The organism is Rhodoblastus sp. 17X3 (assembly GCF_030056575.1).
Taxonomy (GTDB): Bacteria; Pseudomonadota; Alphaproteobacteria; order Rhizobiales; family Beijerinckiaceae; genus Rhodoblastus.
Genome location: NZ_JASHHX010000001.1, coordinates 409,347 through 435,789, shown reverse-complemented (window position 1 = coordinate 435,789; position 26,443 = coordinate 409,347). Strand labels below are relative to the sequence as shown.

21 protein-coding genes are annotated in these 26,443 nt (G+C 65.4%); 8 read left to right on the top strand and 13 right to left on the bottom strand.

Features of this window, described 5'->3' with window-relative positions:
- Nucleotides 1–234: 234 nt before the first annotated feature.
- The 5 genes from QM467_RS02090 to QM467_RS02070 all read left to right on the top strand — a co-directional run bounded on the left by QM467_RS02090 (nucleotide 235) and on the right by QM467_RS02070 (nucleotide 4,620).
- Nucleotides 235–1,647 carry a circularly permuted type 2 ATP-grasp protein gene (locus tag QM467_RS02090; RefSeq protein ID WP_446737720.1) on the top strand — a complete coding sequence of 471 codons (1,413 nt, stop codon included), beginning with the start codon at nucleotides 235–237 and terminating at the stop codon, nucleotides 1,645–1,647.
- An 82-nt stretch (nucleotides 1,648–1,729) separates the two neighbouring features.
- Nucleotides 1,730–2,689, top strand: coding sequence for an alpha-E domain-containing protein (locus QM467_RS02085; protein ID WP_283364619.1), 960 nt, complete (start codon nucleotides 1,730–1,732; stop codon nucleotides 2,687–2,689).
- A gap of 80 nt (nucleotides 2,690–2,769) precedes the next feature.
- On the top strand, nucleotides 2,770–3,603 hold the full coding sequence (locus tag QM467_RS02080; protein ID WP_283364618.1) for a transglutaminase family protein: 834 nt from the start codon (nucleotides 2,770–2,772) through the stop codon (nucleotides 3,601–3,603).
- Nucleotides 3,604–3,652: 49 nt separating this feature from the next.
- Nucleotides 3,653–4,123 carry an Lrp/AsnC family transcriptional regulator gene (locus tag QM467_RS02075; protein WP_283364617.1) on the top strand — a complete coding sequence of 157 codons (471 nt, stop codon included), beginning with the start codon at nucleotides 3,653–3,655 and terminating at the stop codon, nucleotides 4,121–4,123.
- Nucleotides 4,124–4,326: 203 nt separating this feature from the next.
- Nucleotides 4,327–4,620: a hypothetical protein gene (locus QM467_RS02070; RefSeq protein WP_283364616.1), complete on the top strand. Its 294-nt coding sequence runs from the start codon at nucleotides 4,327–4,329 to the stop codon at nucleotides 4,618–4,620.
- Between the two features lie 111 nt (nucleotides 4,621–4,731).
- On the opposite strand, the gene QM467_RS02065 is transcribed toward QM467_RS02070, so the two are convergent.
- From QM467_RS02065 to hpnN, 7 genes are all read right to left on the bottom strand, one after another.
- Nucleotides 4,732–6,255 carry a hypothetical protein gene (locus QM467_RS02065; RefSeq protein WP_283364615.1) on the bottom strand — a complete coding sequence of 508 codons (1,524 nt, stop codon included), beginning with the start codon at nucleotides 6,253–6,255 and terminating at the stop codon, nucleotides 4,732–4,734.
- Nucleotides 6,252–7,010: an ABC transporter ATP-binding protein gene (locus QM467_RS02060; RefSeq protein ID WP_283364614.1), complete on the bottom strand. Its 759-nt coding sequence runs from the start codon at nucleotides 7,008–7,010 to the stop codon at nucleotides 6,252–6,254. The genes QM467_RS02065 and QM467_RS02060 overlap by 4 nt, the downstream gene beginning before the upstream one ends.
- Nucleotides 7,011–7,095: 85 nt before the next feature.
- Nucleotides 7,096–10,401, bottom strand: a complete 3,306-nt coding sequence (locus QM467_RS02055) for a transglutaminase family protein (protein WP_283364613.1) — start codon at nucleotides 10,399–10,401, stop codon at nucleotides 7,096–7,098.
- A gap of 143 nt (nucleotides 10,402–10,544) precedes the next feature.
- Nucleotides 10,545–11,444: a transglutaminase family protein gene (locus QM467_RS02050; protein WP_283364612.1), complete on the bottom strand. Its 900-nt coding sequence runs from the start codon at nucleotides 11,442–11,444 to the stop codon at nucleotides 10,545–10,547.
- Nucleotides 11,441–13,960 carry a circularly permuted type 2 ATP-grasp protein gene (locus QM467_RS02045; RefSeq protein WP_283364611.1) on the bottom strand — a complete coding sequence of 840 codons (2,520 nt, stop codon included), beginning with the start codon at nucleotides 13,958–13,960 and terminating at the stop codon, nucleotides 11,441–11,443. The genes QM467_RS02050 and QM467_RS02045 overlap by 4 nt, the downstream gene beginning before the upstream one ends.
- Before the next feature lie 131 nt (nucleotides 13,961–14,091).
- On the bottom strand, nucleotides 14,092–14,631 hold the full coding sequence (gene mog, locus QM467_RS02040) for a molybdopterin adenylyltransferase (RefSeq protein WP_283364610.1): 540 nt from the start codon (nucleotides 14,629–14,631) through the stop codon (nucleotides 14,092–14,094).
- Nucleotides 14,628–17,291 (bottom strand): hopanoid transporter HpnN, encoded by a 2,664-nt coding sequence (gene hpnN, locus QM467_RS02035; RefSeq protein WP_283364609.1) that lies wholly within the window; start codon nucleotides 17,289–17,291, stop codon nucleotides 14,628–14,630. The genes mog and hpnN overlap by 4 nt, the downstream gene beginning before the upstream one ends.
- A gap of 221 nt (nucleotides 17,292–17,512) precedes the next feature.
- Here hpnN and hpnH point away from each other — a divergent pair, with 221 nt between their 5' ends.
- The gene (gene hpnH / locus QM467_RS02030; RefSeq protein ID WP_283364608.1) at nucleotides 17,513–18,661 is read left to right on the top strand and encodes an adenosyl-hopene transferase HpnH; all 1,149 of its coding nucleotides are present in this window, start codon (nucleotides 17,513–17,515) and stop codon (nucleotides 18,659–18,661) included.
- On the opposite strand, the gene QM467_RS02025 is transcribed toward hpnH, so the two are convergent.
- Nucleotides 18,605–19,363, bottom strand: coding sequence for a phosphorylase family protein (locus QM467_RS02025; RefSeq protein ID WP_283364607.1), 759 nt, complete (start codon nucleotides 19,361–19,363; stop codon nucleotides 18,605–18,607). The two genes, hpnH and QM467_RS02025, sit on opposite strands and share 57 nt — an antisense overlap.
- Nucleotides 19,364–19,810: 447 nt before the next feature.
- Between QM467_RS02025 and QM467_RS02020 the strand changes: the two genes are divergently transcribed.
- Nucleotides 19,811–20,572 carry a hypothetical protein gene (locus QM467_RS02020; protein WP_283364606.1) on the top strand — a complete coding sequence of 254 codons (762 nt, stop codon included), beginning with the start codon at nucleotides 19,811–19,813 and terminating at the stop codon, nucleotides 20,570–20,572.
- Here QM467_RS02020 and hpnE read toward each other — a convergent pair.
- The 5 genes from hpnE to hpnA are packed head-to-tail and all read right to left on the bottom strand — an operon-like array spanning nucleotide 20,547 to nucleotide 25,744.
- Nucleotides 20,547–21,815 carry a hydroxysqualene dehydroxylase HpnE gene (gene hpnE / locus QM467_RS02015; RefSeq protein WP_283364743.1) on the bottom strand — a complete coding sequence of 423 codons (1,269 nt, stop codon included), beginning with the start codon at nucleotides 21,813–21,815 and terminating at the stop codon, nucleotides 20,547–20,549. The genes QM467_RS02020 and hpnE overlap by 26 nt on opposite strands.
- On the bottom strand, nucleotides 21,815–22,654 hold the full coding sequence (gene hpnD / locus QM467_RS02010; RefSeq protein ID WP_283364605.1) for a presqualene diphosphate synthase HpnD: 840 nt from the start codon (nucleotides 22,652–22,654) through the stop codon (nucleotides 21,815–21,817). The genes hpnE and hpnD overlap by 1 nt, the downstream gene beginning before the upstream one ends.
- Nucleotides 22,654–23,541, bottom strand: coding sequence for a squalene synthase HpnC (gene hpnC / locus QM467_RS02005; protein ID WP_283364604.1), 888 nt, complete (start codon nucleotides 23,539–23,541; stop codon nucleotides 22,654–22,656). Before hpnC ends, hpnD begins: the two co-directional genes overlap by 1 nt.
- Nucleotides 23,538–24,746, bottom strand: a complete 1,209-nt coding sequence (locus QM467_RS02000) for a glycosyltransferase (protein ID WP_283364603.1) — start codon at nucleotides 24,744–24,746, stop codon at nucleotides 23,538–23,540. The genes hpnC and QM467_RS02000 overlap by 4 nt, the downstream gene beginning before the upstream one ends.
- Nucleotides 24,743–25,744, bottom strand: coding sequence for a hopanoid-associated sugar epimerase (hpnA, locus tag QM467_RS01995; protein ID WP_283364602.1), 1,002 nt, complete (start codon nucleotides 25,742–25,744; stop codon nucleotides 24,743–24,745). Before hpnA ends, QM467_RS02000 begins: the two co-directional genes overlap by 4 nt.
- A 290-nt stretch (nucleotides 25,745–26,034) precedes the next feature.
- On the opposite strand from hpnA, the gene QM467_RS01990 reads away from it, so the two are divergent.
- Nucleotides 26,035–26,358, top strand: coding sequence for a DUF2849 domain-containing protein (locus tag QM467_RS01990; RefSeq protein ID WP_283364601.1), 324 nt, complete (start codon nucleotides 26,035–26,037; stop codon nucleotides 26,356–26,358).
- The last annotated feature ends 85 nt before the right edge of the window (nucleotides 26,359–26,443 follow it).

Here is a 26,443-nt window from a genome sequence, read left to right as displayed (position 1 = left end):
ATAGGCGCCAATCAGGATTGAAACATTCATCCGCACGCTATCGGGCGCCAAGCTTAAAATTTAGACTGTCAAATCGCGCGAGGCGGCATTTAAGTTAGGTCAAAGCGCAACCGGCGCAGGCGATTCAGACTGACAAACATGAAATCCCTGGCCGTTTGCGCTCGCGGCGCAAAACGCCCCGAAATGAGTTCCAAAAAGGCGATCAAGCCGATGACCTTGCCCTGTTTCGACGAGATGACCGAAGGCGACGGAGCGGCGCGCGCCCTCTATAGCCGCATCGCCAAATGGCTGGAGACGTCCCCGCCCGGACTGCTGGATTCGCGCCGGCAACAGGCGGAGATGCTGTTCCGCCGCATTGGCATCACCTTCGCCGTCTATGGCGACAAGGAGGCCGCCGAGCGCCTGATTCCCTTCGACATCATCCCGCGCCTGCTCGGCCATGACGAATGGCTGCGGCTCGAAGCGGGGCTGGTCCAGCGCGTCAAGGTGCTGAACATGTTCCTCACCGACGTCTATGGCGCGCAGGAGATCATCCGCGCCGGCGTGGTGCCCGCGGACCTGGTGTTCCGCAATGACTGCTACCGGCCCGAAATGCAGGGACATCGCGCGCCGCACGACATCTGGACCCATATCGCCGGGATCGACATCGTGCGCACGGACGATCAGGATTTCTATGTCCTGGAAGACAATTGCCGCACGCCGTCCGGCGTCTCCTACATGCTGGAGAACCGCGAGATGATGATCCGGCTGGCGCCCGATCTCTTCGCGGAACACGCCGTGATGCCGGTGGAGAACTATCCCGATTCCCTGCTCGCCTCGCTGCGCTCCGTCGCCCCGCCGAGATGCGCGAGCGAGCCGAACATCGTGGTGCTGACGCCCGGGCAGTTCAATTCGGCCTATTACGAACATTCCTTCCTCGCCGACAAGCTCGGCGTGGAACTGGTGGAAGGCGGCGACCTCACCGTGAAGGACGACGTGGTCTATATGCGAACCACCGAGGGCCCGAAGCGGGTCGACGTGATCTATCGCCGCGTCGACGACGAATTCATCGACCCGCTGGTGTTCAACCCGGATTCCGTGCTCGGCGCCGCCGGGCTGATGGGCGCCTATCTTTCCGGCAATGTCACCCTGGCCAACGCCGTGGGCGCGGGCGTCGCCGACGACAAAGCGATCTACACCTATATGCCGGAGATCACCCGCTTCTATCTCGGCGAGGAGCCGAAGCTGAAGAATGTCGCCACCTGGCGCTGCCGCGAGCCCGACGCCCTGAAATATGTCCTCGACCACCTGTCCGAACTGGTGGTGAAGGAGGTCAATGGCTCCGGCGGTTACGGCATGCTGGTCGGGCCGCACGCGACCAAGGAGCAGATCGAGGACTTCCGCAAGAAGCTCCTGACCGCGCCGGACAATTTCATCGCCCAGCCGACCCTGTCGCTTTCGACCTGCCCGACGTCCTTCCTCGGCGGCGTCGCGCCACGCCATGTCGATCTGCGCCCCTTCGTGCTCTCCGGCTCCGACGGCGTGCGCGTCGTCCCCGGCGGGCTGACGCGCGTCGCGCTGAAGGAAGGCTCACTGGTCGTCAATTCCAGCCAGGGCGGCGGCACCAAGGACACCTGGGTGCTCGAGACGGACGCCGCCACGCCCTGATCCGCCGACGCGGATCGTCGCCGCTCGCGGGGCGATCCGGCAACGCCATTCCTGTCTTGCCCAATCTTGTCAAGGTCGCCCCATGCTTTCCCGCACCGCCGACAATCTCTACTGGGTCTCGCGCTATCTGGAGCGCGCGGATTTCCTCGCCCGCCTGATCGAGGCCTCCAGCCGCATCGCGGCCCTGCCGAAGACCTACGCCTCCGCCCAGGACGAATGGCAGAGCGTGCTGATCGCGTCGGGAGCCGACGAGACCTTCTATGAGCATTTCCCGGAGCCCAACGAGGCCAGCGTCATCGCCTATCTGGCCTTCGACGCGCGCAATCCCTCAAGCATCCGCAATTGCATCGAGTTCGCCCGCACCAACGCCCGCGCGGTGCGCACCGCGCTCACCGTTGAAATGTGGGAAGGCATCAACAGCGCCTGGCTCGAGCTGAAGAAGTTCGAAGCAGTGCAGAAGGAGCTGGGCCGGATCGACCGCGAGGAGCTGATCAAGTTCCTCGAATATGTCAAGCAGACGTCGAGCCTTTACGACGGCTCCGGCTACCGCACCATGCTGCGCAACGACGCCTATTATTTCTCCCGCCTTGGCGTCTATGTCGAGCGCGCCGACAACACCGCCCGCGTGCTCGACGTGAAATATCACGTGTTGCTGCCCGAGCAGGAAGCCGTCGGCGGCTCGGTCGATTATTTCCAGTGGACCGCGATCCTGCGCTCGGTTTCGGCGCTCACCGCCTATCACTGGGTCTATCGCGAGAGCATCAAGCCCTGGAACGTGGCGGACCTGCTGATCCTGCGTCAGGAAATGCCGCGCTCGCTCCTGTCCTGCTGCGACAATATCGTGCGTTTCCTCGACGCCATCGGCAATCAATATGGCCGCCAGGGACCGGCGCAGCGCCACGCCCGCAATATGAAGCGGCGTCTGGAAAGCACTTCGATCAAGGATATTTTCCAGTCCGGCCTGCATGAATTCGTCGATGGCTTCGTCACCGACAACAACCGGCTCGGGACCGAGATCGCCGAACAATATTTGATCGGCTAAGCCTTTCGCCCGGAGGGACGACGGCTTTCCGGGCGGCTATAACAACAAGGTCGAATCAGCCAGCGGGAGACTCTCGCTCCATGCGCGCCTCTGTCCAGTATCACTTCCAGATTTCCTATGCCGACCCGGTTCGCGCGATGAACCAGGTTCTTCGTCTCACGCCCCGCGGCTTCGACGGCCAGGAGATCAAGGACTGGCGCGTCGACGTCCTGCCGGATGCGCGCATGCGCCGCAATGAGGACGCCTTCGGCAACATCGTCCATTCCTGCTCCCATGACGGCCCGCTGGAGCAGCTGAGCATCATGGCCGAGGGCGAAATCGAGACCAATGACACGGCCGGAGTCGTGCGCGGCCTGCCCGAAAAATTGCCGCTCGACGTCTATCTTCGCCACACGGCAGCGACGCTTGCCGACAAGGATTTGCTCGCCTTCACGCAGGACGCCCTGTCGCGCGAGACGGATCCGCTCGGCCGCATGCATGTCCTCAACGACGCGCTTCACGAGGCCTGCGCCTTCGCGCCGGGCGAAGGCGAGACGCCCCGCCCGGCGCGGGAGGCCTTCGCCTCGCGCGCCGGCTCCGCGCGCGAACTGGCCCAGGTCTTCGTCGCGGCCGCGCGCGGCGTCGATGTTCCGGCCCGCTTGATTTCCGGCTTTTTCCTCGGGACGGAAGGCGTCGGCGCAGCAGGGGCGCATCACGCCTGGGCGGAAGTCTTTGTCGAACCGATCGGCTGGATCGGCTTCGACCCCGCCTTCGGCTGCTGCCCGCGCGACGAATATTTGCGGATCGCCCTGGGCCTCGATTTCGCAGGCGCGGCGCCCCGGCGCTCGGCCGTCTTCGGCTATGCGCGGGAAGCCTCGATCGCGGTGCTGAAGGTGGACGTCAGCCGTCAGGCGAGCTGGCAAGGCCAGCAATGATTGCCTTCCGCCGATAATCTCGCCAGAGTCCGAGGGAGGCGTGAGGGGCATGGACGCGATTGACCGTAAAATCCTGACCATTCTGCAGGACAAAGCCGATATCGCCGTCGCGGATCTCGCGCGTGCGGTCGGACTGTCGCCGACTCCGTGCTGGAAGCGGGTGCAGAAGCTGGAAAACGCGGGCGTCATTCTGGGCCGCGTCGCGCTGGTCGATCCGCAGAAGATCGGCCTCGGCCTCACCGTCTTCGTCTCCATCGAGACGGAGGATCATTCCCAGCCCTGGCTGGCGCGTTTCGCCGCCGCCGTTTCCGCCATGCCCGAGGTGATGGACATTTATCGCATGGCGGGCGACGTCGATTACCTGCTGCGCGTCGTCGTCGTCGACACCGCCGCCTATGACGCCTTTTACCAGCGGCTCATTTCGGCGGTGCCGCTGAAAAAAGTCACCTCGCGCTTCGCGATGGAGCGGGTCAAGGCCAGCTCGGCCTATAGAATTCCTGAGGCAGGAAGCGAGCGCTGAATTTGCGCTGGGTCAATTGCCGGGCGTCGCATTCCTGTTACATGATGCTACGCACTATGGTACGACTAAAGCACAAGACCGCTAAAGGCGGCAAACGGACACGTTCCATTCTCGACAAGAAGAACGAGCCGGGCTGGTCAACGCCACAGGACAAGCGAGAGGCCGCGCCTTTTTAGGCGGCCATCTTGGCGGGAGGAAAAATAATGCCCTATGCGAACGGGAGGTCCTACCTCCCTCAGGATTTCATATCCACAAATATTCCGGCCGGGCATGACACGATCTGGGGCTGGGCCGCAAAATGGTCGCCGCAGGACCTGCCTGCGAAAATCGATCCGGCCAAAGCTTTCGCGGAAGAGATTTCGGAACTGATGAAAAAAAGCGCGGCCGGCGGATATTCCGTGGTCGCCGTGGACGCGCCCGCCGCCTTGCGCGCGTTCGGCGCGACCAAGATCCCGGCCTTCGAGACGCAATTGCTCTATATGATGTCGCGCAGCTGAAGCGCGATGTCGAAGGCTGCTCTCCGCGGGAAACCGCGAGAAAGTGGCCAACTTGGCGCCGGTCCCCAGGGGCCGGCGTTTTTCTTTTGGCGAAGGACGCCTTGCAAGGCGTCAGGCGGGGGCGAAAGCCTTGACGCGGCGCGCGCGCGGCTTGTTCGCCCACAACAGGGCCAGCGCGATGGCGATTGGCGCCAGCGCCATCCAGGAGCCAAGGCAGAGCAGCAGCGCGGCCAGCGCCCAGCAGATCGAAAGCCCATGCTCGACCAGGCCGACCAGCTTGTTCTGGGCGTGGGTCTTGATGAGGTCGCCGCGCCGGTTCTCCAGCGGTTTCCAGAAATTCAGAGTGGCGGTGGAGGCCGCCCCCGCCGCCGCGCAAAGAAACGTCACGAGTCCGATGCGCGGCGCGGCGAAGGCCACGCCGGCGAGCGGCAGGGCCAGCAGCAGCGCGACCGGAACGGCGATGGCCTCGATCTTGCGGCGAAGGATTTCGCCCGGCGCAACCGGCGCCGTGGCGACGAAATCGCCGGCGTCCTCGCTCGACCCCGCCAGGAAGGCGAGCGCGGCGCTGAGCTGCGCGGCGATGGCGACGAGCGCAGGCGCGACGGAAAGCGCCACCGAGCCGTTGGGTCCGAGGCTCTTCCAGATGATCAGCGCCACCGGCAGGGTATAAAGCGATTGCAGCAGGATCTGCGACAGCAGATAGGGATCGCGCGCAAGCAGCCGCCATTCCTTGCGGCGCAGCGCACCGGCGCGCTCGCACCGGAAGCGCGCGTCGCGGGTCGTCGCCCGCGCCCTCCCCTCGCCCGCCGCGATCAACGCGCCGCGCGCGAAGGCGGGGCCCAAGGCGCGAACCGCCAGGACGAAGGCGCCGCAGCCCAGCAGGACCCAGAGCGCCAGCGCGCGTCCTTCCGCCGCCGCCGCCCGGGCGGGCAGCCAGAGCGCGCCTTGCGGATCGAGCCAGCTTCCGGGCGCGGGGTGCGCGAGCGCCTCCCGCAACGCCTTCTGGCTATCGGCAGGAATGAAATTGAAGATCTGCGCGCAGATCACGAACCACGCGCCGACCAAAGTGGCGATCACCTGCGTCGCGGCCCGGGTCCGTTTCGGCCCCAGCAGGCGGAAAAGGCCGAGCGTCGCGGCGAAGCTCGCGCCCGTCGCCATCAGCACGGCGCTGGCGAGCGCCGGATAGACCGCGAGCCAGCGCGCCCCCCCGAGCAGCGCCGCCATATTGACCACCGGCAGCAGGAACATGCCGACGGCGCCGAAACTTTCGATGCCCACAGCCAGAGCGCGCGAGGCCAGAATTTTTTGCGGCGGCAGCGGCGCCGACAGCAGCAGGTCGAGATCGCCGCGCGAATAGAGCGCTCGCGTCGCGCCGGTGAGGCCCTGCGACATCAGCCAGGGCAGCACGATGACGAAGCCCAACCCGTCAAGCGCGACAGCGCCGTCACGCGCCTCCAGCGCGAGCAGGCCCAAGGCTAAAGGCCAGGCCGCGAGGTGCAGCACCGCCGACGCCAGCCCCAGAACGATCAAGGCCCGGGTCGTCGTTTTCGCGCGCAGGAAGCCACACAGGCGCCGCCATGAAATGGCCAGATCGTGGCGGACGAGGCGAGCGAGCGTCAGAGAACGCGGCCTCACGCCGCCACTCCGCGCGCGGTGAGATCGAGGAACACATCTTCGAGGCTCGCGCTCGCGATGGCGCTCAGACGTCGCAATTGCGCGAGATCGCCTTCGGCGATCAATTTGCCATCGGCGATGATCCCAATGCGGTCGGCGAGCTTTTCCGCGACTTCCAGAATATGGGTCGTCAGCACCACGGCCACGCCCTGCCGGGTCTGTTCGGCGAGCATGTCCTTGACCAGACGCGCGGCGCCGGCGTCGAGCCCGGTCAAGGGCTCGTCCAGCATCAGCAGGCGCGGCTCATGAATCAGCGCGCCCGCCAGCGCCACCTTTTGCCGCATGCCGCGTGAAAAACCTTCGCAGCGCTGGTTGCGCTGCTCCCACAGGCCGAGGCGGCGCAGCAGGTCTTCCGCGCGGGCGCCGGCTTCATCCGAATCCATGCCCCAGAGACCGGCGACGAATTCGAGATATTCCAGCGGCGCGAGCTTGTCATAGAGCAGCGGTTCGTCGGGCAGCCATGCGGTGAGCGCCTTGGCCTCCAGCGGGTTGCGCCGCGCGTCGATCCCGCAGATCGAGACTTCGCCGCTGTCGGGCTGCAGCAGGCCCGCGACCATGCGCAGGGTGGTGGTCTTGCCCGCGCCATTGGCGCCAAGCAAGGCGTAAAACTCGCCGGGCCGGATCGTCAGGTCGAGCCCGTCCACGGCGGGCTTGCCGAAAGATTTGCGCAAATCGCGCAGGCGCAAGGCGTCGGGCGGAGAGGCGGGTTCGGTCATCGGGCTTTCCTGAAGGCGACGCGCCAGCGTAAACGCGCGCGTCTTTCCTTCAAGTTAAGCCCGACGCCCCGATTTGAACGGCCGCCTAAACCCCGACCGGACGGCGCAGGTCGAGCGTGGTCGGGAAGTCGCCCGTGACTTCCGCCGACGGCAGCCAGACCTTGCCCGGCGTATGGCCGTGATCCTGAAAGCGGGCGAGGCGGCGCGCCTCCGCTTCATAGGAATTGACCGGGAAGGTCTCGTAATTGCGGCCGCCGGGATGGGCCGTGTAATAGACGCAGCCGCCCAGCGACCTTTTGCTCCATTTGTCGATGATGTCGAAGGTCAGCGGCGTATGCGGCCAGATGGTCGGGTGGTAGCCGGAATAAGGCTGCCAGGCCTTGAAGCGCACGCCCGCGACGGCCTCACCGCGCCGGCCCGTCGAGCCGAGCGGCAGGCGCCGGCCATTGCAGGTGACGATATGGCGCTCCTCGTTGAAGCCCTCGACGCGCACCTGGAGGCGCTCGACGGAGGAATCGACGAAACGCACCGTGCCGCCGATGGCGCCCTCTTCGCCCATGACGTGCCAGGGCTCCAGAGCCTGCCGGATTTCCAGCTTCACGCCGGAATGCTCGACCTGGCCATAGAAGGGGAAGCGGAATTCAAACTGCGCGCGATACCATTCGCGGTCGAACGCATAGCCCGCGCGCTGGAGGTCGTCGAGCACGTCGAGGAAATCCTGCCAGACGTAATGCGGCAGCATGAAGCGATCATGCAGGCTGGTGCCCCAGCGGACCAGTTCGCCTTCCTGAGGCTCGCGCCAGAACCAGGCGACCAGGGCGCGCAACAGAAGCTGCTGCGCCAGCGACATCCGCGCATCCGGCGGCATTTCGAACGAGCGGAATTCGACCAGGCCCAGACGCCCCGTCGGACCCGACGGCGAATAGAGCTTGTCGATGCAGATTTCCGCGCGATGGGTGTTGCCGGTGACGTCGGTGAGCAGGTTGCGATAGAGGCGGTCCACCAGCCACGGCGGGCACTGGCCCTCGCCGGGCCGCGGCGTATTGGCCAGCGCAATCTCCAATTCGTAGAGCGAGTCGTGCCGCGCTTCGTCCACGCGCGGCGATTGCGAGGTCGGGCCGATGAAAAGGCCGGAGAACAGATAGGACAGCGCCGGATGGCGCTGCCAATAGACCACGAGGCTCTTCAACAGGTCGGGACGGCGCAGGAAGGGCGAATCATTGGGCGTGGCGCCGCCGATGACAACATGATTGCCGCCGCCGGTGCCGACATGGCGCCCGTCGACCATGAATTTTTCTGTTCCCAGCCGGCATTCGCGGGCCATGTCATAAAGCTCGCGGCTGATCGCGGCCAGTTCGTTCCAATTGTCGGACGGATGGACGTTGACCTCGATCACGCCCGGGTCCGGCGCGACGCGAATGACTTGCAAGCGCCAATCGAGCGGAGGCGGATAGCCCTCGATATGGACTGGCATGCCGAGATCGGCGGCGCTGGCTTCAACGGCAGCGAGCAGTTCGAGGTAATCTTCGAGATAGCTGACCGGCGGCATGAAAATGTGCAGGCGCCCGTCGCGCGGCTCGACCGCCACGGCGGTCCTGACATCGGCGGTGAAGCCCACCAACTGCTGGTTGAGGACCTGCCGGTCGGTCTCGTAATTGCCGCGCCGGTATTTCTGCGCGATTTCGTCTGCGGACGGCAAGGCGCGGCGCCATTCCGTCGGATCCTGTTCCACGACGAAGGGATAGGCGCTCTGAGGAATATAGGGCAGCGAGGCCAGCGGCAGGCGGAAGCCGACCGGGGAATCGCCGGGCTTGAGGAACAGGGCGCCGCGGCGCAGCGGCCATTTCTGGCTGATCCACGAGCGTTGGCGCGTCTGGGCGTTCCAGCGTTGCACCGGCAGGACGAAGCCGGTCGGCACATTCAGGCCCTGATCGAACACGCGGGCGTAGCGGGCGCGTTCCTCTGGTTCCGAGAGCTTGGAATCGCCCGGCGTCACATTGACCGGCAGCTCCGCCTCCTTGAGCACCCATTCCGCCGGATCCTCATAGGCCGGGATGATGTAATCCTCGGTGATCTCCAGCTTGGCGGCGATGGTCTCGCACATCTGCCGGGCCTGGTCGGGCGTCGCCCAGACCGCGGGCTTCTCGCGCGCGATCAGATCGAGGTTGCGCCAGATCGGCTGGCCGTCCTTGCGCCAATAGATCGAGAAGGTCCAGCGCGGCAGGCTCTCGCCGGGATACCATTTGCCCTGGCCGTAATGCAGGAAGCCGTTGGGCGCGAAGGCCTCGCGCAGGCGGCGGGTCAAATCGTCGGCCAGGCTGCGCTTGGTCGGGCCGACGGCCTCGGTGTTCCATTCCGGCGACTGGTAATCGTCGATCGAGACGAAGGTCGGCTCGCCGCCCATGGTCAGGCGCACGTCCTGGGCGTTGAGATCGACGTCGACCTTCCTGCCCAGCTTGTCCAGCGCCTCCCAGGCCTCGTCGGAGAAGGGCGCGGTGACGCGCGGCTTCTCGTCGATCCGCTCCACGGTCATCTCGAAGCCGAAATCCGCGTGGGCGTCGCCGGCGATATAGCCCTCGATCGGCGCGGCGGAGGAATAATGCGGCGTGGCGGCGAGCGGCAGATGGCCCTCGCCCGCGAACAGGCCGGAGGTCGGATCGAGGCCGACCCAGCCCGCGCCGGGAATATAGACTTCGGCCCAGGCGTGGAGGTCGGTGAAGTCGTGGTCCGTGCCCGAGGGGCCGTCGAGCGATTTCACATCCGGCTTGAGCTGGATGAGATAGCCCGAGACGAAACGCGCGGCGAAGCCGAGATGGCGCAGAATCTGGACCAGCAGCCAGCCGGTGTCGCGGCAGGAGCCCGAGGCCAGCTGCAGGGTCTCCTCCGGCGTCTGGACGCCGGGCTCCATGCGCACGAGATATTTGATCTTCTGCTGCAGCGCCGTGTTCAGCGCGACCAGGAAATCGACCGTGGGGGTCTCCTTGCGCGGAATCGAGTCGAGATAGGCCTGCAGCAGCGGACCGGCCGGATCGGCGCCGATATAGGCGGAGATGTCCTTGGTCAGCGACTCGGCATATTTGAACGGAACGGTCTGCGCATATTCCTCGATGAAGAAGTCGAACGGGTTATAGACCGCCATTTCAGCGAGCACGTCGACTGTGATGGAGAATTCGTCGGTTGGTTCCGGGAAGACCAGCCGCGCCAGATAATTGCCGTGCGGATCCTGCTGCCAGTTGATGAAGTGGTTTTCCGGCTGGATTTTCAGCGAATAGGCCAGCACCGGCGTGCGGCAATGAGGCGCCGGCCGCAGCCGGACGATCTGCGGTCCCAAGGTGACGGGACGGTCATAGGAATAGCGGGTGGCGTGGTGGAGTTTCGCGAGGATGGCCATTGCGGCAAGTGCCTTTCTTGGCGGCGAGTTATTCCATTTATGCTGATGGGAGCGCGGGCCTGTCACGTCCGAATTGCAGGCTTTTCGGCGGTGCGACGGGCGACACGCACAAAAAAGAGGCGCCTGGAGCGTTTCAGGCGCGATTAGCCGAAGGTCAGGGGGACGCTTTCCGACGCGACCGGGATGACATCAACGCCGACATCGACGTCCTGCCCGCCGGAGGAGAGAATGACGCCGTCGATCGGCGAGATGTCCGAATAGTCGCGGCCTTCCGCGAGAATGATGTGATCGTCGCCGACAAGGATCTTGTTGGTGGGATCGAGCCCGACCCAGCCGTCGAACGGACCGCACCATACCGCGACCCAGGCGTGGGTGGCGTCGGCGCCTTCGAGCCGCTCCTGCCCCGCCGGCGGCACCGTGCGCAGGTAGCCGCTGACATAGCGCGCCGGCAGCCCGATGCCGCGCAGGCCCGCGATCATGATATGGGCGAAGTCCTGGCAGACGCCGCGCTTCTTCTCGAAAGCCTCGCCGAGCGGGGTCGAGACCAGAGTCGCCTTGGGATCGTAATCGAAATCGTCCCAGATCCGCTCCATCAGGTTCACGGCGCCGTCCAGAATCTCGCGTCCGGGCGGAAAACTTTCGCGGGCATAGGCGACGACCGGCTCGTCGAGCGTGATGGCGCGGCTGGCGTAGATAAAATGGGCCGGCGATTGCGGCCCAAGATCCTCGACGCTGAAGGCGAGCTGGCGCACTTCCTCCCAGCTTGGCGTCGTCGCCGGCGCGACGGGCCGCGACACCGCGATCCGGGCCCGCGCCGTGACCGAAAGCTCGCGATGCTCCGCCTCGATCCGGACGATCTCGAAGCTGTTGCCAAAAAAACATTCGCGCTGGATGCGCTTGGCGGCCGGCGGATCGATGTCGATCTTGACGTCGATCACGCGCTGGCCCGCACGGCTGGTCGGCCGCAGCCGCAGGGCGCAGAGCGAAAAGGCCACCGGCGTTTCATAGCTGTAGGTGGTGACGTGGCGGATATCGTAAATCATGCGAGGCCCACCTGTTTTTCCGCCTGCGCCGCATGGGCGCCCTGCAGGAAATAACGCGCGGCGACGGCGTCGGCCAGCCCCATCAGCCGGCGCTCGACCGAGATGACGAATTCCGCTGTGATGCAGGCGGCGACCTTGGTGGCGAGATCGGCGTTGACCTCGATCGCGATTCGATTGGGAGCCTCCAGCATGCCGTCGAGCTTCAGCACCGGCAGGGTCGCGATATGTTCGGCGAGCCTTTCGGTCTGGAAGGCGACGGAGCGCGGATTAAAGGGATCAAGCAGCGCCATGTCGCGCACTGGATAAGGCGCGACGCCGGAAATATAGCGCGAGCGATAGGTGATCTGCGAATCGATCAGGTCGAGCAGAACGTCGAAATCGGTGGCGCGGGCCTGCTCCATGCCGAAGGCGCGAATGAAGCGGCAGGTGTTGACGCTGCGCTCGAGACGGCGGCCGATTTCGAGAAAGCGCCAGCCCGCGACCCGGTTCATGTTCTCCTGCGCCAGCCCGGAAATGCTGGCGAGGGCCTGCAGCGCGCCATCGGTCAGCTCCAGGATTTCCGGCTCGTCGAGCGGAACGCGGCCATTCTCCAGCTTCTGGCTCAAATCGACGACAATGCGCCAGGTGTCGCTCGACAGGCGTTCGCGGATCACCGAGGCCGTGCGCTGCGAGGCGCGCGCCAGCGACACCGCCGAGCCATATTCGTCGACATTGAACATGGCCGCGTTGAGAAATCCCTGCGGCGTCAGCGGGACTTTCAGCTTGGCCGGGACGGCGCCCCAGTCGCTGAGCAACTTGCGCAGGCGCTGCGTGGTGGTGGCGCCTTCCTGGAACATGTCCTCGTTCTCGATCGCCCGCCGCGTCAGGCAGCGGATCAGGCGCAAGGTCGCCTCGGCGCGCTCGATATAGCGTCCGAGCCAGAACAGGTTGTCGGCGGCGCGGCTCGGCAGATTGCCCATGATGCGGCGGATCGAAACCGTGTCGCCGCGCGGCAGCAGGGTGGTTGGCTCGACCGGGCGGGTGCCCGCGATCCAGACGTCGGAGGTCTGCACCCCTTGCCCCATGGCGAGGGCGCGCGAATCCACGCGGTCGGAAATGCGGCAGAAACCGCCGGGCATGACCTGAAACTTGCCGTCGGGCCCCATGGCCGCATAGACGCGCAGGACAAAGGGACGCGGCTCCAGCCTGTTGTCCACCCAGACCGGCGTGGTCGAGAGGCGAACAACCTCCTGGCCAACGAAATCCGCGCCGCGCTCGCGGATCGCGTTCGCGAGCTTCTCGCGCTGTTCTTTCGTCAGTTCGCCCGCCACGACCGAGCGGCCGAGCAGGGCGCGGGAGGTCGAGGCGCCGAAAGCCGGGGCGATGGCCATGTCCTCGAGACGGTCGAGCACATATTCGCGCTCCGCCTCCTGCCCGCACCACCAGGTCGCGATGGTCGGCAAGATCAGTTTTTCGCCGAGCAGATGGCCGGCGATGGAGGTCATGAAGCCCAGAAGCGCCGGGGTTTCCGCGACGCCGGCGCCGAGGGCGTTGGCGACCGCGACATTGCCCTGACGGATCGTCTCGACCAGACCCGGCACGCCGAGCTGGGAGCCGCCCTTCAGCTCCAGCGGATCCGCGAAATCGGCGTCGATGCGGCGCCAGATCACGTCCGCGCGCTTCATGCCCGCTATGGTGCGGACATGGGCGAGGCCGTCGCGCGCGACGAGATCGGCGCCCTCGACCAGAACGAAGCCAAGATAGCGCGCGAGATAGGCCTGCTCGTAATAGGTTTCGCTGTAAGGGCCGGGCGTGTGCAGGCAGATGCGCGGCTCCGAGCGGCTGGCGAGCTCCGCCAACCCGGCGCGAAAGGCCTGGAAGAAGGGGGCCAGCCGGGGCACGTTCATGTCGCGGTAGATCGTCTGGAAGGCGCGCGACAGGTTAAGGCGGTTCTCCAGCGCGTAGCCGAGGCCGGAGGGCGCCTGGGTGCGGTCGTTGAGCACCCACCACTGGCCGTCGGGCCCGCGACCGAGATCGGCGGCGTATAGGCTGAGATAGCGGCCGCCGCGCGGCTTGATCCCGACCATCGGATGCAGGAAGTCGGCGCTTCCGGTCACCGCCGCGGCGGGCAGAAAGCCCTCGGAGACCAGCTCGCCCTTGCCGTAAAGATCGGCGAGCAGCCCTTCGAAGGCCTCGGCGCGCTGCATGACGCCGGCTTCGATCACCGCCCAGTCCTGTTCCGAGATCAACAACGGCATGTGGCTGAGCGGCCAGGTGCGGTCCACCGTCTCGCCATAGGCGCGATAGGACACGCCCTGCTCGCGGATGTTGCGCTCGATGGCCTCGAAGCGGCGGGCGATGTCGTCGCTGCCCAGTCCCGCCAGCTTGTCGAAGAATTCAAGCCAATGGCCGCGCGGACATCCGTCCGCGCCAATGAATTCATCGGGCGCGCCGTCAAGCGGGCGATAGGCCGCCGTCATCTCCACCAGGCGCCTCGCCTTGGCGTTCGAGGCGCTCCCCGGCGTCGGTCCCAGCATCAAACCCCCTGAACAACCCGTACACGAGTCCACGCCGCCCGAAGGCCGCGTTGCATAAATTTTAGCGACCGGCGCAGATTATCATAGTCGCCCCATGAAAAATTCCACGGGCGAAAAAGCAGCGCTTCAGCCTATTTTTTCATCGGCCGCACTGTCTTTACAAAATCCTCATGCGTGTCCAGCCATGCGCCGCCGATCAGCTCGACGCAATAGGGGATGGCCGGAAAGACCGCCTTGAGGCAGAGATCGATGGAGCGCGGGCTGCCGGGCAGGTTCACGAAGAGGCAGGCGCCGCGATGGGCCGCCGTCTGGCGCGACAGAATGGCCGTGGGCGTCTGCTCCAGGCTTTTCATGCGCATCAGCTCGCCAAATCCCGGCATTTCGCGATGCGCGGCGGCCAAAGTCGCCTCCGGCGTCAGGTCGCGCGGGGCCGGGCCGGTGCCCCCCGTAGTCAGGACAAGGCAGCAGCCCGCCCTGTCGGCCATGTCGATCAGTTCGTCGCGCACGCGCTCGAAACCGTCGGGGATCACCCGGACGTCCAGTTCATATGGCACGGACAGGGCCTTGCCGAGCCATTCGGCGATGGCCGGGCCGGAAATATCCTCATAAAGCCCGGCGCTGGCGCGGTCGGAAATGGTCAGGACGCCGATTTTGGCGGGAGCGGCGGTCATCTGGCGTCCTCCTTGGCCTCTTCCTCAACTTCCTCCTCAACGACTTCCCGAACTTTCTCCTCGCGCGGGCGCGGCGGGCCCATCAGGGCGGGCTGGAACAGCACCGCCGCGCAGAGCGTGGTGGCGAGCGACAGGGCCAGCAGCTTGCCCATGCTCGAGGTCCCGGGATGGTTGGACATCCAGAGGCTGCCGAAAGCCGTGGCCGTGGTCATGGCGCTGAAGAAGATCGCCCGCGTTAGCCCGGTGCGCAGCAATTTGGCCGAACCGGCGCGCCAGGCGATGACATAATAGATCTTGAAGGCGACGCCGAGGCCGAGCAGCAGCGGTAGAGCGATGATATTGGCGAAATTCAGCCGCAACCCGATCAGAGCGCAGATTTCCATGGTGTAGACGCCCGCCAGCAGCAGCGGCGCAAGGGTCAGGGCGACGTCGCCGACCCGGCGCAAGGCGAGGTACAGCAGGAGGGAAATCGAGATCAGGGCCAGCGCGCCCGCCTCCATGAAGGCGCCAATGACGGTGTCGCCCGAGGCGAGGATGGAGACCGGCGCGCCGGAGGCGTCGGGCGCGACCGCCAGAACCTGATTCACGAAGGGGCGCATCTTGTCATAATCATTCTTGTCGCCGCGCGGCGCGATCTCAAGCCGCGCCCTCCCGTCCGCCGTGATCCAGTCGCGGCGCAATTCCTGCGGCAGATTGTCGATCGTGACCGGACCCGCCTGAAGCGTCAGGCGCACGTCTTCGAGCAAGGCCTGCATCGGCGCGATGAGCATCGCCCGCGCAAGCGCGCGGGCGGGCTCCGGCCCCTGGCTCAGACGTTCGAGCGCCGCGCCGAGGCGGGCGAGCGGCGCCAGTTCCGGACTGTCGCCCGCCGCCTTGCGCAAAGCCGCGCCAGCGCCGGCCAGAGCCTGGACGTCTTCGGCGTCCGACGCCGGACGCGGGCGGCCAGGATCGAGGCTCGGGCCGAGCAGGCCCCGCGCCTCTGCAATCGCCGCGAGTTTGGGCGTCTGGTCCTCCGGCACGAAATCCGACAGGCTGGTCACGCCCTCGACCAGCGGCAAAGCGCGAAGCTTGACCGCAAGCTGGTCCGCCGCGGCCAGCGACGGCGCAAGAACCTCGATGATATTGGGGCTCGTGTGCGGGTCCTGCATCAGGTCAAGCAGGGCCGCCACCGATTCAGTCTGCGCGCTGCGCAGATTGAGCGGGTTGTAATCGAACCGCACCTTGGCCAGCAACGGCGAGCCAATGATCGCCAGACCCAGAGCGGCGCCGATAATGCCCTTGCGATGGCTCATCTGGAATTCGTCGAGCGGCGCGAGGAAGGCGTAGCCGACCGGCTTGGTTTCGGAGGGCGGCTTCAGCGCCGCGAGCAAGGCCGGCAGCGCCGTAATCGAGGTCAGGAAGGCGATGATCATGCCGCCGCCAGCGATCAGGCCGAGTTCCGACACGCCCCGATAATCGGTGGGGATGAAGGAATAAAAGCCCGCCGCCGTGGTCGCCGCCGCCAGAGCCAGCGGCAGGCTGGCCTTTGCGCCCGATGAATTCAGGGCGCGCCGCACATTATCGTCGCGATAGCGCTCCTCGCGGTAGCGCACCGAGAACTGGATGCCGAAATCGACGCCGATGCCGACGAAGAGCACCGCGAAGGCGACCGAAATCGGATTGAGCGAGCCGACCATCCACAGGCCAAGCGCGGCGGTGAGGGCCAGGCCGATCACAAGATTGATCATCACGGCGAGGATCAGCCTCCCCCAGCGCAGCGCGCGCCACAGGATGAACAGAACCGCCAGAACCATAAGGCCGTTGTTGAGCGCGGCGCCCTCGGCCAGCGTCGAGAACTCCTCGTCCTGCAAGGCCACGTCGCCGGTCAGGCGCAGGCGGTAGCCGGTCTCCGGCGTCAGTCCGATCTGCTGCGCGGTCGCGCGCAGGGCGTCGGCAGCGTCAGCGCCGGGCTCCAGCGCGGAAAAGTCCATCACCGGCTTGACCATCAGGAAGCGCCGCTTGTCGCGCGCCGAAGGCGGTTCGCCCGAGAACAAGGCCGACCACGAGAAATCGCTCGGCTTTCCGGCGTTGGCCGCCTCGACCGCGCCGGCGATGCTTTCGAGCGGCTTGGCGAGGCCGGCGGCTTCCTTTCCGCCGCGCGCCATCAGGCCGAGCGCGCCGGAAAATCCGCGCAGGGTCGGGTCCTTGGCCAGAGCCCCGAGAAAAGGTTGCGCCTCGATCAACTGGTCCGTCTTGGCCTCGACCTCCTTCGCCGGGAGGAACAGCAGGCCGTTGCGGCGGAAGAAATCGCTGGTCTCGAGGCTGGTGACGCCGGCGAAAAACTGCTTCTGCGGCTTGAGCGCCTCGGCCAGCGCAAGCGCGCCCCTGGTCGCCAGCTCCGGCGAGGGCCCGTCGAGCACAGCCAGCAGCATGTTCTCGCGCTGGGGAAAGGCTTTCCCAAGCGCAATCTCGCGCTGGCGCCAGGGCAAATCGGGATTGATGAGCTTGTTGAGGTCGGTGCTCATGGCGAAGCGGTCCGCCGCATACATCCCGGCAAGGACGGTCACGATGAGCGAAAGGGCCAGCACCAGGAACTTGTGAGCGGCGCAGAAGGCGACGGTTTGAGCGACAATGCCGATCTCTTCGGCATCCGGATGAAGAAACTCGTCAGTATCGGTCATGTCGTTCCCGCGCCGACGCGATTCGGGCTGGATCGCCGCCGCCGGCGCCCGGAAATTGCTTTATTTTTTAAGGAAAGGGAACCAGCCCGGGGCATTATTCGTCTCCAAGCCATTCGGAGCAGTCCGGTTTTTGCTTGCGACGAAAGGCGAGTTCGGCCTATTGGTCCGTTGGAAAGCTGACAATTCAAGGGCGCAGGGGCGCCTACGCCAGAGGAGCGGCAATGGGAATCCCGGTGATTCAGGGGGCGCGGATCGGCGCCTATATCCTCAAGCAGCATCTGCTCGGACGGAAGCGCTATCCCCTCGTTCTGATGCTGGAGCCCCTGTTCCGCTGCAATCTCGCCTGCGCCGGCTGCGGCAAGATCGACTATCCCGACAAGATCCTGAACCAGCGCCTGCCCTACGAAGACTGCATGGAGGCGATCGACGAATGCGGCGCGCCGGTGGTTGTGATCGCCGGCGGCGAGCCGCTGCTGCACAAGGAAATCGGCAAGATCGTGCGCGGCGCGCTGGATCGGGGCAAATTCGTCACGCTCTGCACCAACGCCCTGCTGCTCGAAAAGAAAATGAACGAGTTCCAGCCCTCGCAGGCGTTCAATTTCTCGGTCCATCTCGACGGCGACCGCGAGATGCACGACAAATCCGTCTGCCAGAGCGGCGTTTACGACCGCGCGGTGCAAGCGATCAAGGCCGCACGCGCCAAGGGCTTCCGGGTCACCATCAATTGCACGCTGTTCAACGACGCCGATCCCGAGCGCGTCGCCGGCTTCCTCGACACGCTCAAGGGCATGGGCGTGGACAGCGCCACCGTCTCGCCGGGCTACGCCTATGAGCGCGCCCCCGATCAGGACCACTTCCTGAACCGCAACAAGACCAAGGAATTGTTCCGCGCGATCTTCCGGCGCGGGGACAAGGGCCGCAAATGGGCCTTCTTCCAATCGTCGCTGTTCCTCGACTTCCTCGCCGGCAACCAGACCTATCACTGCACGCCGTGGGGCAATCCGCTGCGCACGGTGTTTGGCTGGCAGCGTCCCTGCTATCTGCTCAACGAAGGCTACGCCAAGACCTTCAAGGAGCTGATGGAGACAACGGACTGGGATTCCTATGGCGTCGGCAATTATGAAAAATGCGCCGATTGCATGGTGCATTGCGGCTTCGAGCCGAGCGCCGTCACCCATGCGGTGAAGAACCCCTTCGCGGCGCTCAAGGTCGCGCTGTTCGGCGTGAATACCGAAGGCCCCTTCGCGCCGGACATCCCGCTCGACAAGCAGCGCCCGGCCGAATACGCCTATACGGCGCAGGTCGGCCAGCAGCTAAACGAGATCATCGAAGCCGAAAAAGCTCCCCAGCGCACGGCGGCTGCCGAGTAAGGCGGCCATTCCGGCCCGGGCGTCGAAGGCCGTGCGGATCAGACCGCCGAGCTGGCCCGGGCTGAGCGCGAGCGCGGCGAGAACCGCCCAGACATCCGCCGTTCCATCGGGCTTGAATCCCGCCATGGCCGCGGGGGGAATCGCCCGTCCCTGCGGATCGGCGATCGCGCGCAATGCCGCGAAAGGCAGGCCGTTCATGGCCGCGAAACGCGCGGCGCCATGCGATTCCATATCTACCGCCAGCGCGCCATGGGCGCCGTGCAGACGACGCTTGTGCTCCGGGGTCAGGATCGGCTGATCGACGCCGAGCAGCGCTCCGCTATGCGCGTGCGGCAAATGACGCGACAACTGGCCAGTCCAGCCCGCGTGGCAGGCATAGGCCTTGCCGCCCGCATGGACGGCGTGCGGCAGCAGAACATCGCCGGGGCGCAGATGCGGCGCCAGCGCGCCCGCAATGCCGAAGCTCAGCACGCCATGCAGCGGCTTGCCATCCGCTCTGGCGCGATGATGGGCGCGGGCGAGGCCATTCTCGACCTGCGCCGCCGAGCCGCCGCCGATGATCGTCAGGTCCGCGCTGGAGGCGGCGATCCGCGCCTCCGACTTCATGCCGACGACGATGGCGATGCGCGGACGGACGGGCTCGCCGCGGCCGCGCCGCGCCGCGAGCGCCGGCGCTTGGTCATAAGCCCGCGAAATGCTCACCTGCCTGCCCCCCTGAGACATGCCGCGCCGACAAGGGCGCCCACAAAAACGCGCCCCTGGACCCGCCGGCCCTTTGGAAGCGTCAAGAGTCTATCCGCTTAGGCCAAGAAAACTCTGAGTCAACTCTAAAACGGGAGACGATCGCTCAAAGCATCGACGGTCGACGGCGCCGGAATACAATCAAGCAGTAACCGTGCCAGCAACGACGCCCCCGGATTCGATGGCGCCGAACCTTTTATGTGATGCGCGGTTTAAATCGTGCGGCAATTTTCAGAAACGCGCCATGAAAAGCGTCCGGCGCCACGCGAGCAACAAAAGGTGCGAGCGCGACCACCGAAGGCGCCTTTTAGCAAGCGCGCTTATGGCAAGCCGCCGACGTCGCTTCTTTCCTTTGGCGGCAAACCGCCAGGCCGGGCGCAACAGGCCTGAAAAAGTCGGGAGGAAAACATGAGTATGGAATTTCCTCATCTCGGTATCGTCATTGACGGCGACGGTCTCAACAATGTCGATCAGCGCCTTTACGAGTTTAAGTTAAGCAACATCCTATTGCTGCTTTCCACATTCGCTGTTCCTCGCGCCATTTTTCGTAAAATCATCGCACATGGCGGCGTTGAAATCGTGCCCTGGAATACTCAGGACGCGAAACAATTCGGCGCGTGCAACGCAACCGGAAACCAACCCGGAGAGGATTGGCCCGAAATGAGGGCCGGATTTTTCACTCTGCCGGGACGGGCGACCGTGCATTACTCTCCCGATACGTGGATGACCGGTTCATGCGCGAGCGGACCCGGATCAAAACCGGACGAGATATTGCTGCACGAACTTGTTCACTCGGCCCGTTTCACGGGCAGGGACTTCAATCAAAAACCCTTGACGGGGCCGATGAGCGGCTATGGCGACGAAGAGGAGTATTTCGCCGTCCTGGTAACGAATATTTACACATCCGAGGCGGGCGGAACCAACTTGCGCGCAGACCATGCGGGCTTTTCGAATTTGTCCGCCACATTGAGCAAGCCCGAGGATTTCCTTCGCATGCCGGAGAATTACAGGCTTGTGAAGAAATTCTGCTCCCAGCACCCGAATATCGCTCCGATGATCGCCACGGCAAACGCGGCCTTCAACCCGGTCAAGACTTTTTACGAGTGGAAGAGCAGAAACTTCGAGCCAGACCCGGTCCAGTGGGTCATTGACCAGGCGCTGACGAGGTAGAAAACGACCGATCGACGCATAGGCGCGCCGCCGCAACGCCCGAGCGGATCGCCCCCTCGATGGTCGCGGGCAGGCCGGTCTGGGTCCAGTCGCCGGCGAGCGCGAGATTGCGCCATTGCGTCCCGGCGCCGGGACGGAGCGCGTCCTGTTGCGGCGTGGCGGCGAAAGTGGCGCGCTTTTCCTTGATGATCTGCCAGGCCGGCAAGGACGCCGAAAAGCCCGCCACGGCCTGGACCTCGGCCCAGATCGTCTCGGCCAATTCCTCGCGCGGCGTCGCCAGAAACCGTTCGGCGGCGCTGATGGTCACCGACAGGCGGTCGGAAAAACCGAACAGCCATTCGCTCGCCCCGCCGATCACCCCGGTCAGCAGCGGCAGGCCCTTCGGCGCCGGATAAGCGAAATGGGCGTTGACGATGGCGCGGAATTCGGTCGGCGCCTTCAGGCCGGGCAGCAATCCCGCCGCGACAGGCGCCGTCGCCGCGAGCACGATCCTGTCTCCCGGCGCCAGCGTCACGACGTCCTCGCCGAAATCGAGCGCCGTCGCCCGGTCGCCCTCGAATGTGATCGCGCGCAATTTGGCGCCGAAGCGAATGTCGGCGCCACGCGCGCGCAAAAAATCAAGCGCCGGGTCGATGAAGGCGGCGGACAGGCCCTCAACCGCCACCAAAGGCCGGCAGGCGTCGCCGCCTTCGGCGAAAGTCTCGCGCACGATGGCCCCTGCCAGCGCCGCCGAGGCCTCGGCGGGATCGGTATTGAGCGCCGAGATGAAGAGTGGATCCCAAAGATTCCGGGCGATCTCGCCCGTTCCCAGCACGGGGCGCAGAAGCTGGTCCGGCTTGGCGAACAGCAGCTTGACCAGAGCGAGATAATCCAGGCCCGCCGTATTCGGCACGCGGCGGTCGGGCACGAGAATCCACCACGGCAATTTTCCGGCGTTGGGCCGCAGCGTCCAGCGCTGGTTGCGCGCGAGGTCGCAGAAATCGAACGTCGCTTCGTCCGGCCCGGCGAGCTTGGCCGCGCCGCCGATCTTTTTCGCATAGGCCAGAGCTGACGCATTGCCCGACAGCAACAGGTGATTGCCGTTGTCGATGGTCATGTTCAGGCTGGAATCGAAATAGGAGCGGCAGCGCCCGCCCGCCTGCGGCGCGGCCTCGTAAAGCGAAATTTCCGCGCCGGCGACGAGTTCAACTGCCGCCGAAAGGCCGGCGAGGCCCGCCCCGATGATGTGAACCCGCGCCATGATCAGAAAAACCCATAACGGAGGATCGCGACCGCCAGCGCCAGTTTCGGCGTCTTGATCGGATTGCGCGGCCTCGCGAACCCCCGCGCCGCCAGCTTCCGCCAGATCGCGCCATAAGCGAGGCTCATGATTTTCGGCGCGCGGATCATTTCACGCGGCTGCGCGGCCATGATCGCGTCGGCCTTCTCGAAATGCTGTTTCGCCTGTTGCAGCAACGGCAGGCAGACGGCGTCGAGATCGTCCATCGCCGCGACTTTTTCAGGGGTCGGATCCGTGATCCCGGCGGCGGCAAGATTTTCGCGCGGCAAATACAGGCGCCCGATCGCGGCGTCCTCGTCGATGTCACGCAGAATATTGGTGAGCTGAAGGGCGCGGCCGAGATGATGGGCGAGCGCTATTCCCTCGCCCTCTGGCAGGCCGAACACCCGCACCGAAAGCCGCCCCACCGCGCTCGCCACACGGTCGCAATAGAGATCGAGCGTCGCGGCGTCCGGCGCGACAATGTCGGAGTCGACGTCCATTTCCATGCCGTCGATCACGGCGAGGAAATCCTCGCGCGCGAAACTGAACGCGCGCAAAGGCGTGACCAGCCCCTCGGCGAGGCCGGCGTGGCCGCCGTCGTAAAGCGCGTCAATGGCGCGACGCCACGATTCAAGGCCTGCCTTTTTGGTCGGTTTGTCGCCGCCCTCGTCCGCGATGTCGTCCACCGCGCGGCAGAAGGAATAGATCTCGAACATGGCGTCGCGCTTTTCGCGCGGCAGGATCGCCATGGCCCGGTAGAACGAACTTTTGCGCGCGCGCTGCCGCGCGTCGTTCGCCGCCTCGTCGATCACAGCGGTCATCAGGCCCTCCGCCCCGCAAGATGGGAAAAAGCCTCGATCGCCGCCGCGATGAGAGAGCCGGCCAGCATCTGGCCCTTGCCCAGCTTCACATTTTCGCTCAGCGGATCGCGCGCGATCAGCAGATCGGCGATTTCGAAGGCGTGGCGCACGACCACGGCGATCTCCATGCTCAGGCGGAAATCCTTGATCTCGCGCGGCAGCCGGCCGCCCTCAGCAAGCAGCGCGCGGTTCCTGATCGCAAGATCGCGGAGGCACTTGCGCAGGGCGGGCGTCGCCTTTTCGGCTGCAAGATCCTCGACCCGCGCCCCCGCCGCCGCCAGCGCGTCGCGCGGGACATAGACGCGGTCGATGGCGCGGTAGTCCTTGGCGCAGTCCTGCAGATGATTATTGATCTGCAAGGCGGCGCAGACAGCGTCGGAGGCGGGCCAGAGGTCGCGGCTTTCGCCATGGACGTCGAGCAGGAAGCGCCCGACAGGCATGGCCGACAGACGGCAATAATCGATCAGCTCGTCCCAACTCTCATAGCGGTTCTTGTCAATGTCGCGGCGGAAGGCGTCGAGCAGATCGCGGGCGTGACGGTCGGTCAGGCCGCGTTCCGCGAGCCTTCCGCGCAACATTACGCCCAAGGGCTCCGCGTCGCTTTCGCCGATCAGACTCCGGTCAAGCTGGTCGAGCAGCGCGCGCTTGGTTTCGGGAGGCAAGGTCGGATGGTCGGCGACGTCGTCGCCCGCACGCACGAAATCGTAAAAGGCGAGGATGACCGGACGTAAAGGCGCGGCGATCAGCAGCGAGGCGACGGGGAAATTTTCGTCGCCGCCGCTTTTGCCCGAACGCAGGCTTTCCGCCGTGACCGGCGCGGATTTGGCGGCGCTGTCGGCGGCGCTCATGACGTCTCCGTCTCGATGGTATTCCGCGCCTCGCGCGCTGGATGCACTACATGCGCCTGCGCGCGGCCTTTCCACATGCCGCCGCGCCCGCGCCAATATTGCAGGGCTGAATCGAGCGTATAGACCATATAAAGCGCGGCGATAAGCGGCAAAGTCAGCGCGCGCCAGCGCGGCAGACCGTAAAAACGCTGGATCGGCGCGAAACTCACGCTCATCAGCACAAAAGCCGCAATCCCGCACAGGCCCGCGGCGCCCGGCGCGGAAACGGCGAGCGCGACAGGCGCGAAAAAAGTGAGCGCGAGGCCCAGAACCGCGCCAGCAAGCCAGAGCGGCGAGAAGCGCAATTGCGCATAAGCCGAACGGGAAACCATCTTGCGGATATCGGCAAAGCGCGGATAGGGCCGCAGCGATCGCAGCCGCTGCGACAGGCCAAGCCAGATCGGCCCGACGCTTTTCATCCGGGCGCCAAGCGCGCAATCGTCGATCAGGGCGTTGGCGATGGACTCGATTCCGCCAGCCTTTTCGAGCAGATCGGCCCGGGCCAGCATGCAATTGCCGGCGGCGCCAGCGTCCTTTTTCCGCGCGTCCGAGACCCAGCGGAAGGGGTAGAGCATCTGAAAAAAATAGGTGAAGGCCGGGATCATCCATTTCTCGGCGGCGCTCTGGCAGCGCCACGTCGCCATCAGGGACACCATCGCATAACCGCCGGCCTCCGCCCGCGCGACCACCACGCGCAGATTGTCCGGGCGATGCGCGATATCGGCGTCGGTGAACAGGATGTAGCGCGGCACGAAGGATTCGCGCGCCTGTCGAACGCCTTGCGCCATGGCCCAGACTTTTCCGGTCCAGCCCTGCGGCAGCGGCGCGCCAGAGACGATGGCAAGCCGTTCCGCACGCCCGGCGCCGGCGGCGCATTCGCGCGCAATTCGGGCCGTGCCGTCGGCGCTCTGGTCGTCCACCAGAACGATGTGAAATTCGCCCGGATAATTCTGCGCCAGCAGCGATCCGAGGCTTGCCGCGATGACCGAAGCCTCGTCGCGCGCCGGGACGACGGCGACCACGCCGGGCCATTGGCCGGGCGCCGGCGGATCGTCGAGATCGTCACGATCGAGGCAGCGCCAGAAATTTCCGCGCGCAAAGACCAGAACCAGCCAGATCGTCAAAACCAACAGGCCGAGCCAGATCTGAACGTCAGAGACGCTCACGCGATCATGCCCTTTTCGCGGAACCATTCCACCGCGTCGGCCAGAGCCTGCGCATAGGGCCGCGCCCGATAGCCGAGTTCGCGCTCCGCCTTGGCGGAAGAAAAATACATGCGATATTTCGCCATCCGCAAGGCGTCGGCGGTGATGAAGGGCTCTTTTCGCGTGATCTGCGCCATGGCCTCGGCGGCGTAAGCCAGCGGGAACAGGGGCCGGCGCGGCACTTTCAGCCGGGGCGGCTGGCGCCCCACCAGAGCGGCGATCTCGCCGAGCATCTGGCCCAGCGGCGCGTCCTGCCCGCCGAGAATATAACGCTCGCCGATGCGGCCCCTGTCCATCGCGGCGAGATGGCCGGCGGCGACATCGTCCACATGGACGAGATTGAGGCCTGTATCGATATAGCCCGGCATCTTGCCGCTGGCGGCCTCGACGATGATGCGGCCCGTCGGCGTCGGCTTGATGTCGCGCGGGCCGATCGGCGTCGAGGGATTGACGATGACGGCGGGCAGGCCCTGCTCCGCGATCAGTTTCTCGACCAGCCGCTCGGCAACGGTCTTGCTCTTCTTGTAGGCCCCGATCGCCTGTTCCGGCGCGGCGGGAGAGGTTTCGTCGACCGGGCGACCCTCGAGGTTCAGCTTGAGCGTCGCCACCGACGAGCAATAGACGATGCGGCTCACGCCGGCGCGCAAGGCCTCCGACATGACATTGCCGGCGCCGACGCGATTGGCCTCGATGATTTCCCTGGGGTCTGGCGCCCAGATCCGATAATCGGCGGCGACGTGATAGAGCTTGTCGACGCCCTGCAGGGCCGGCCGCAGCGAGACGGCGTCGCGCAGATCGCCGATGACCACTTCGGCGTCGAGTCCCTCGACATTGCCGCGCGGCGAATCCTTGCGCGCCAGCAGGACGACGCGCTCGCCGCGCGCGATCAGCGCGCGGGCGACCGCCGCGCCGACAAAGCCTGTGGCGCCGGTGACCAGAGTTTTTCCACTCGAACGCATGGAGCTCCCGCCTTTCTTCTCGGCAATCCTCCTACCATGGCTCGGCCCGCGCCTGAATGGCGAAATGCGCGGGACTCGGACCGCGGCTGCGGTTTCAGGCAAGAGCAGTAAATTTTTTCCTTTTTGAACCTATGAATCTACTGAAACAGATATTTTCATCTCCAAAACTGACAAAATTCGATATTTTTTTCTTTTTCTCCTCATTGAAACGTCATTCGCTCCGAATTATTCTCTCCCAAGCAGCGTGAAAGCAATTTTTTCGCGCGTCCGAAGCAAAATGAGGAAGACAAATGGCCGCCGTGAAGCGACCTCCCCTGCCGGTGATCCTTGTCGCCAACGATCTGCTGGAAGGCGACGTGGTTTACGCCGTCGCCGGCGGCTGGACGCGCGACCCCCGTCAGGCCCTGGTCGCCAGCGACGAAGGCGCCGCGCAGGCTCTCGAGGCTTTCGGCGCGACGGAATTGCGCCAATCCAGGGTCGTCGATCCCTATCTGGTCGATGTGCAGGTCGGCGACGGCGGCCTTCCGCTACCCCGCCATTACCGCGAGGTTCTGCGCATGCTCGGCCCGAGCGTGCGGCGCGATCTCGGCAAGCAGGCGGATTTCAATTACTGACGCCCCGCCTCGCCCGATCCGAAAGGCGAGACTTCGCGGCGCAGAGGCGAAAATGGCGAAGGATGAGGGCCGCGACGCGTCGCGG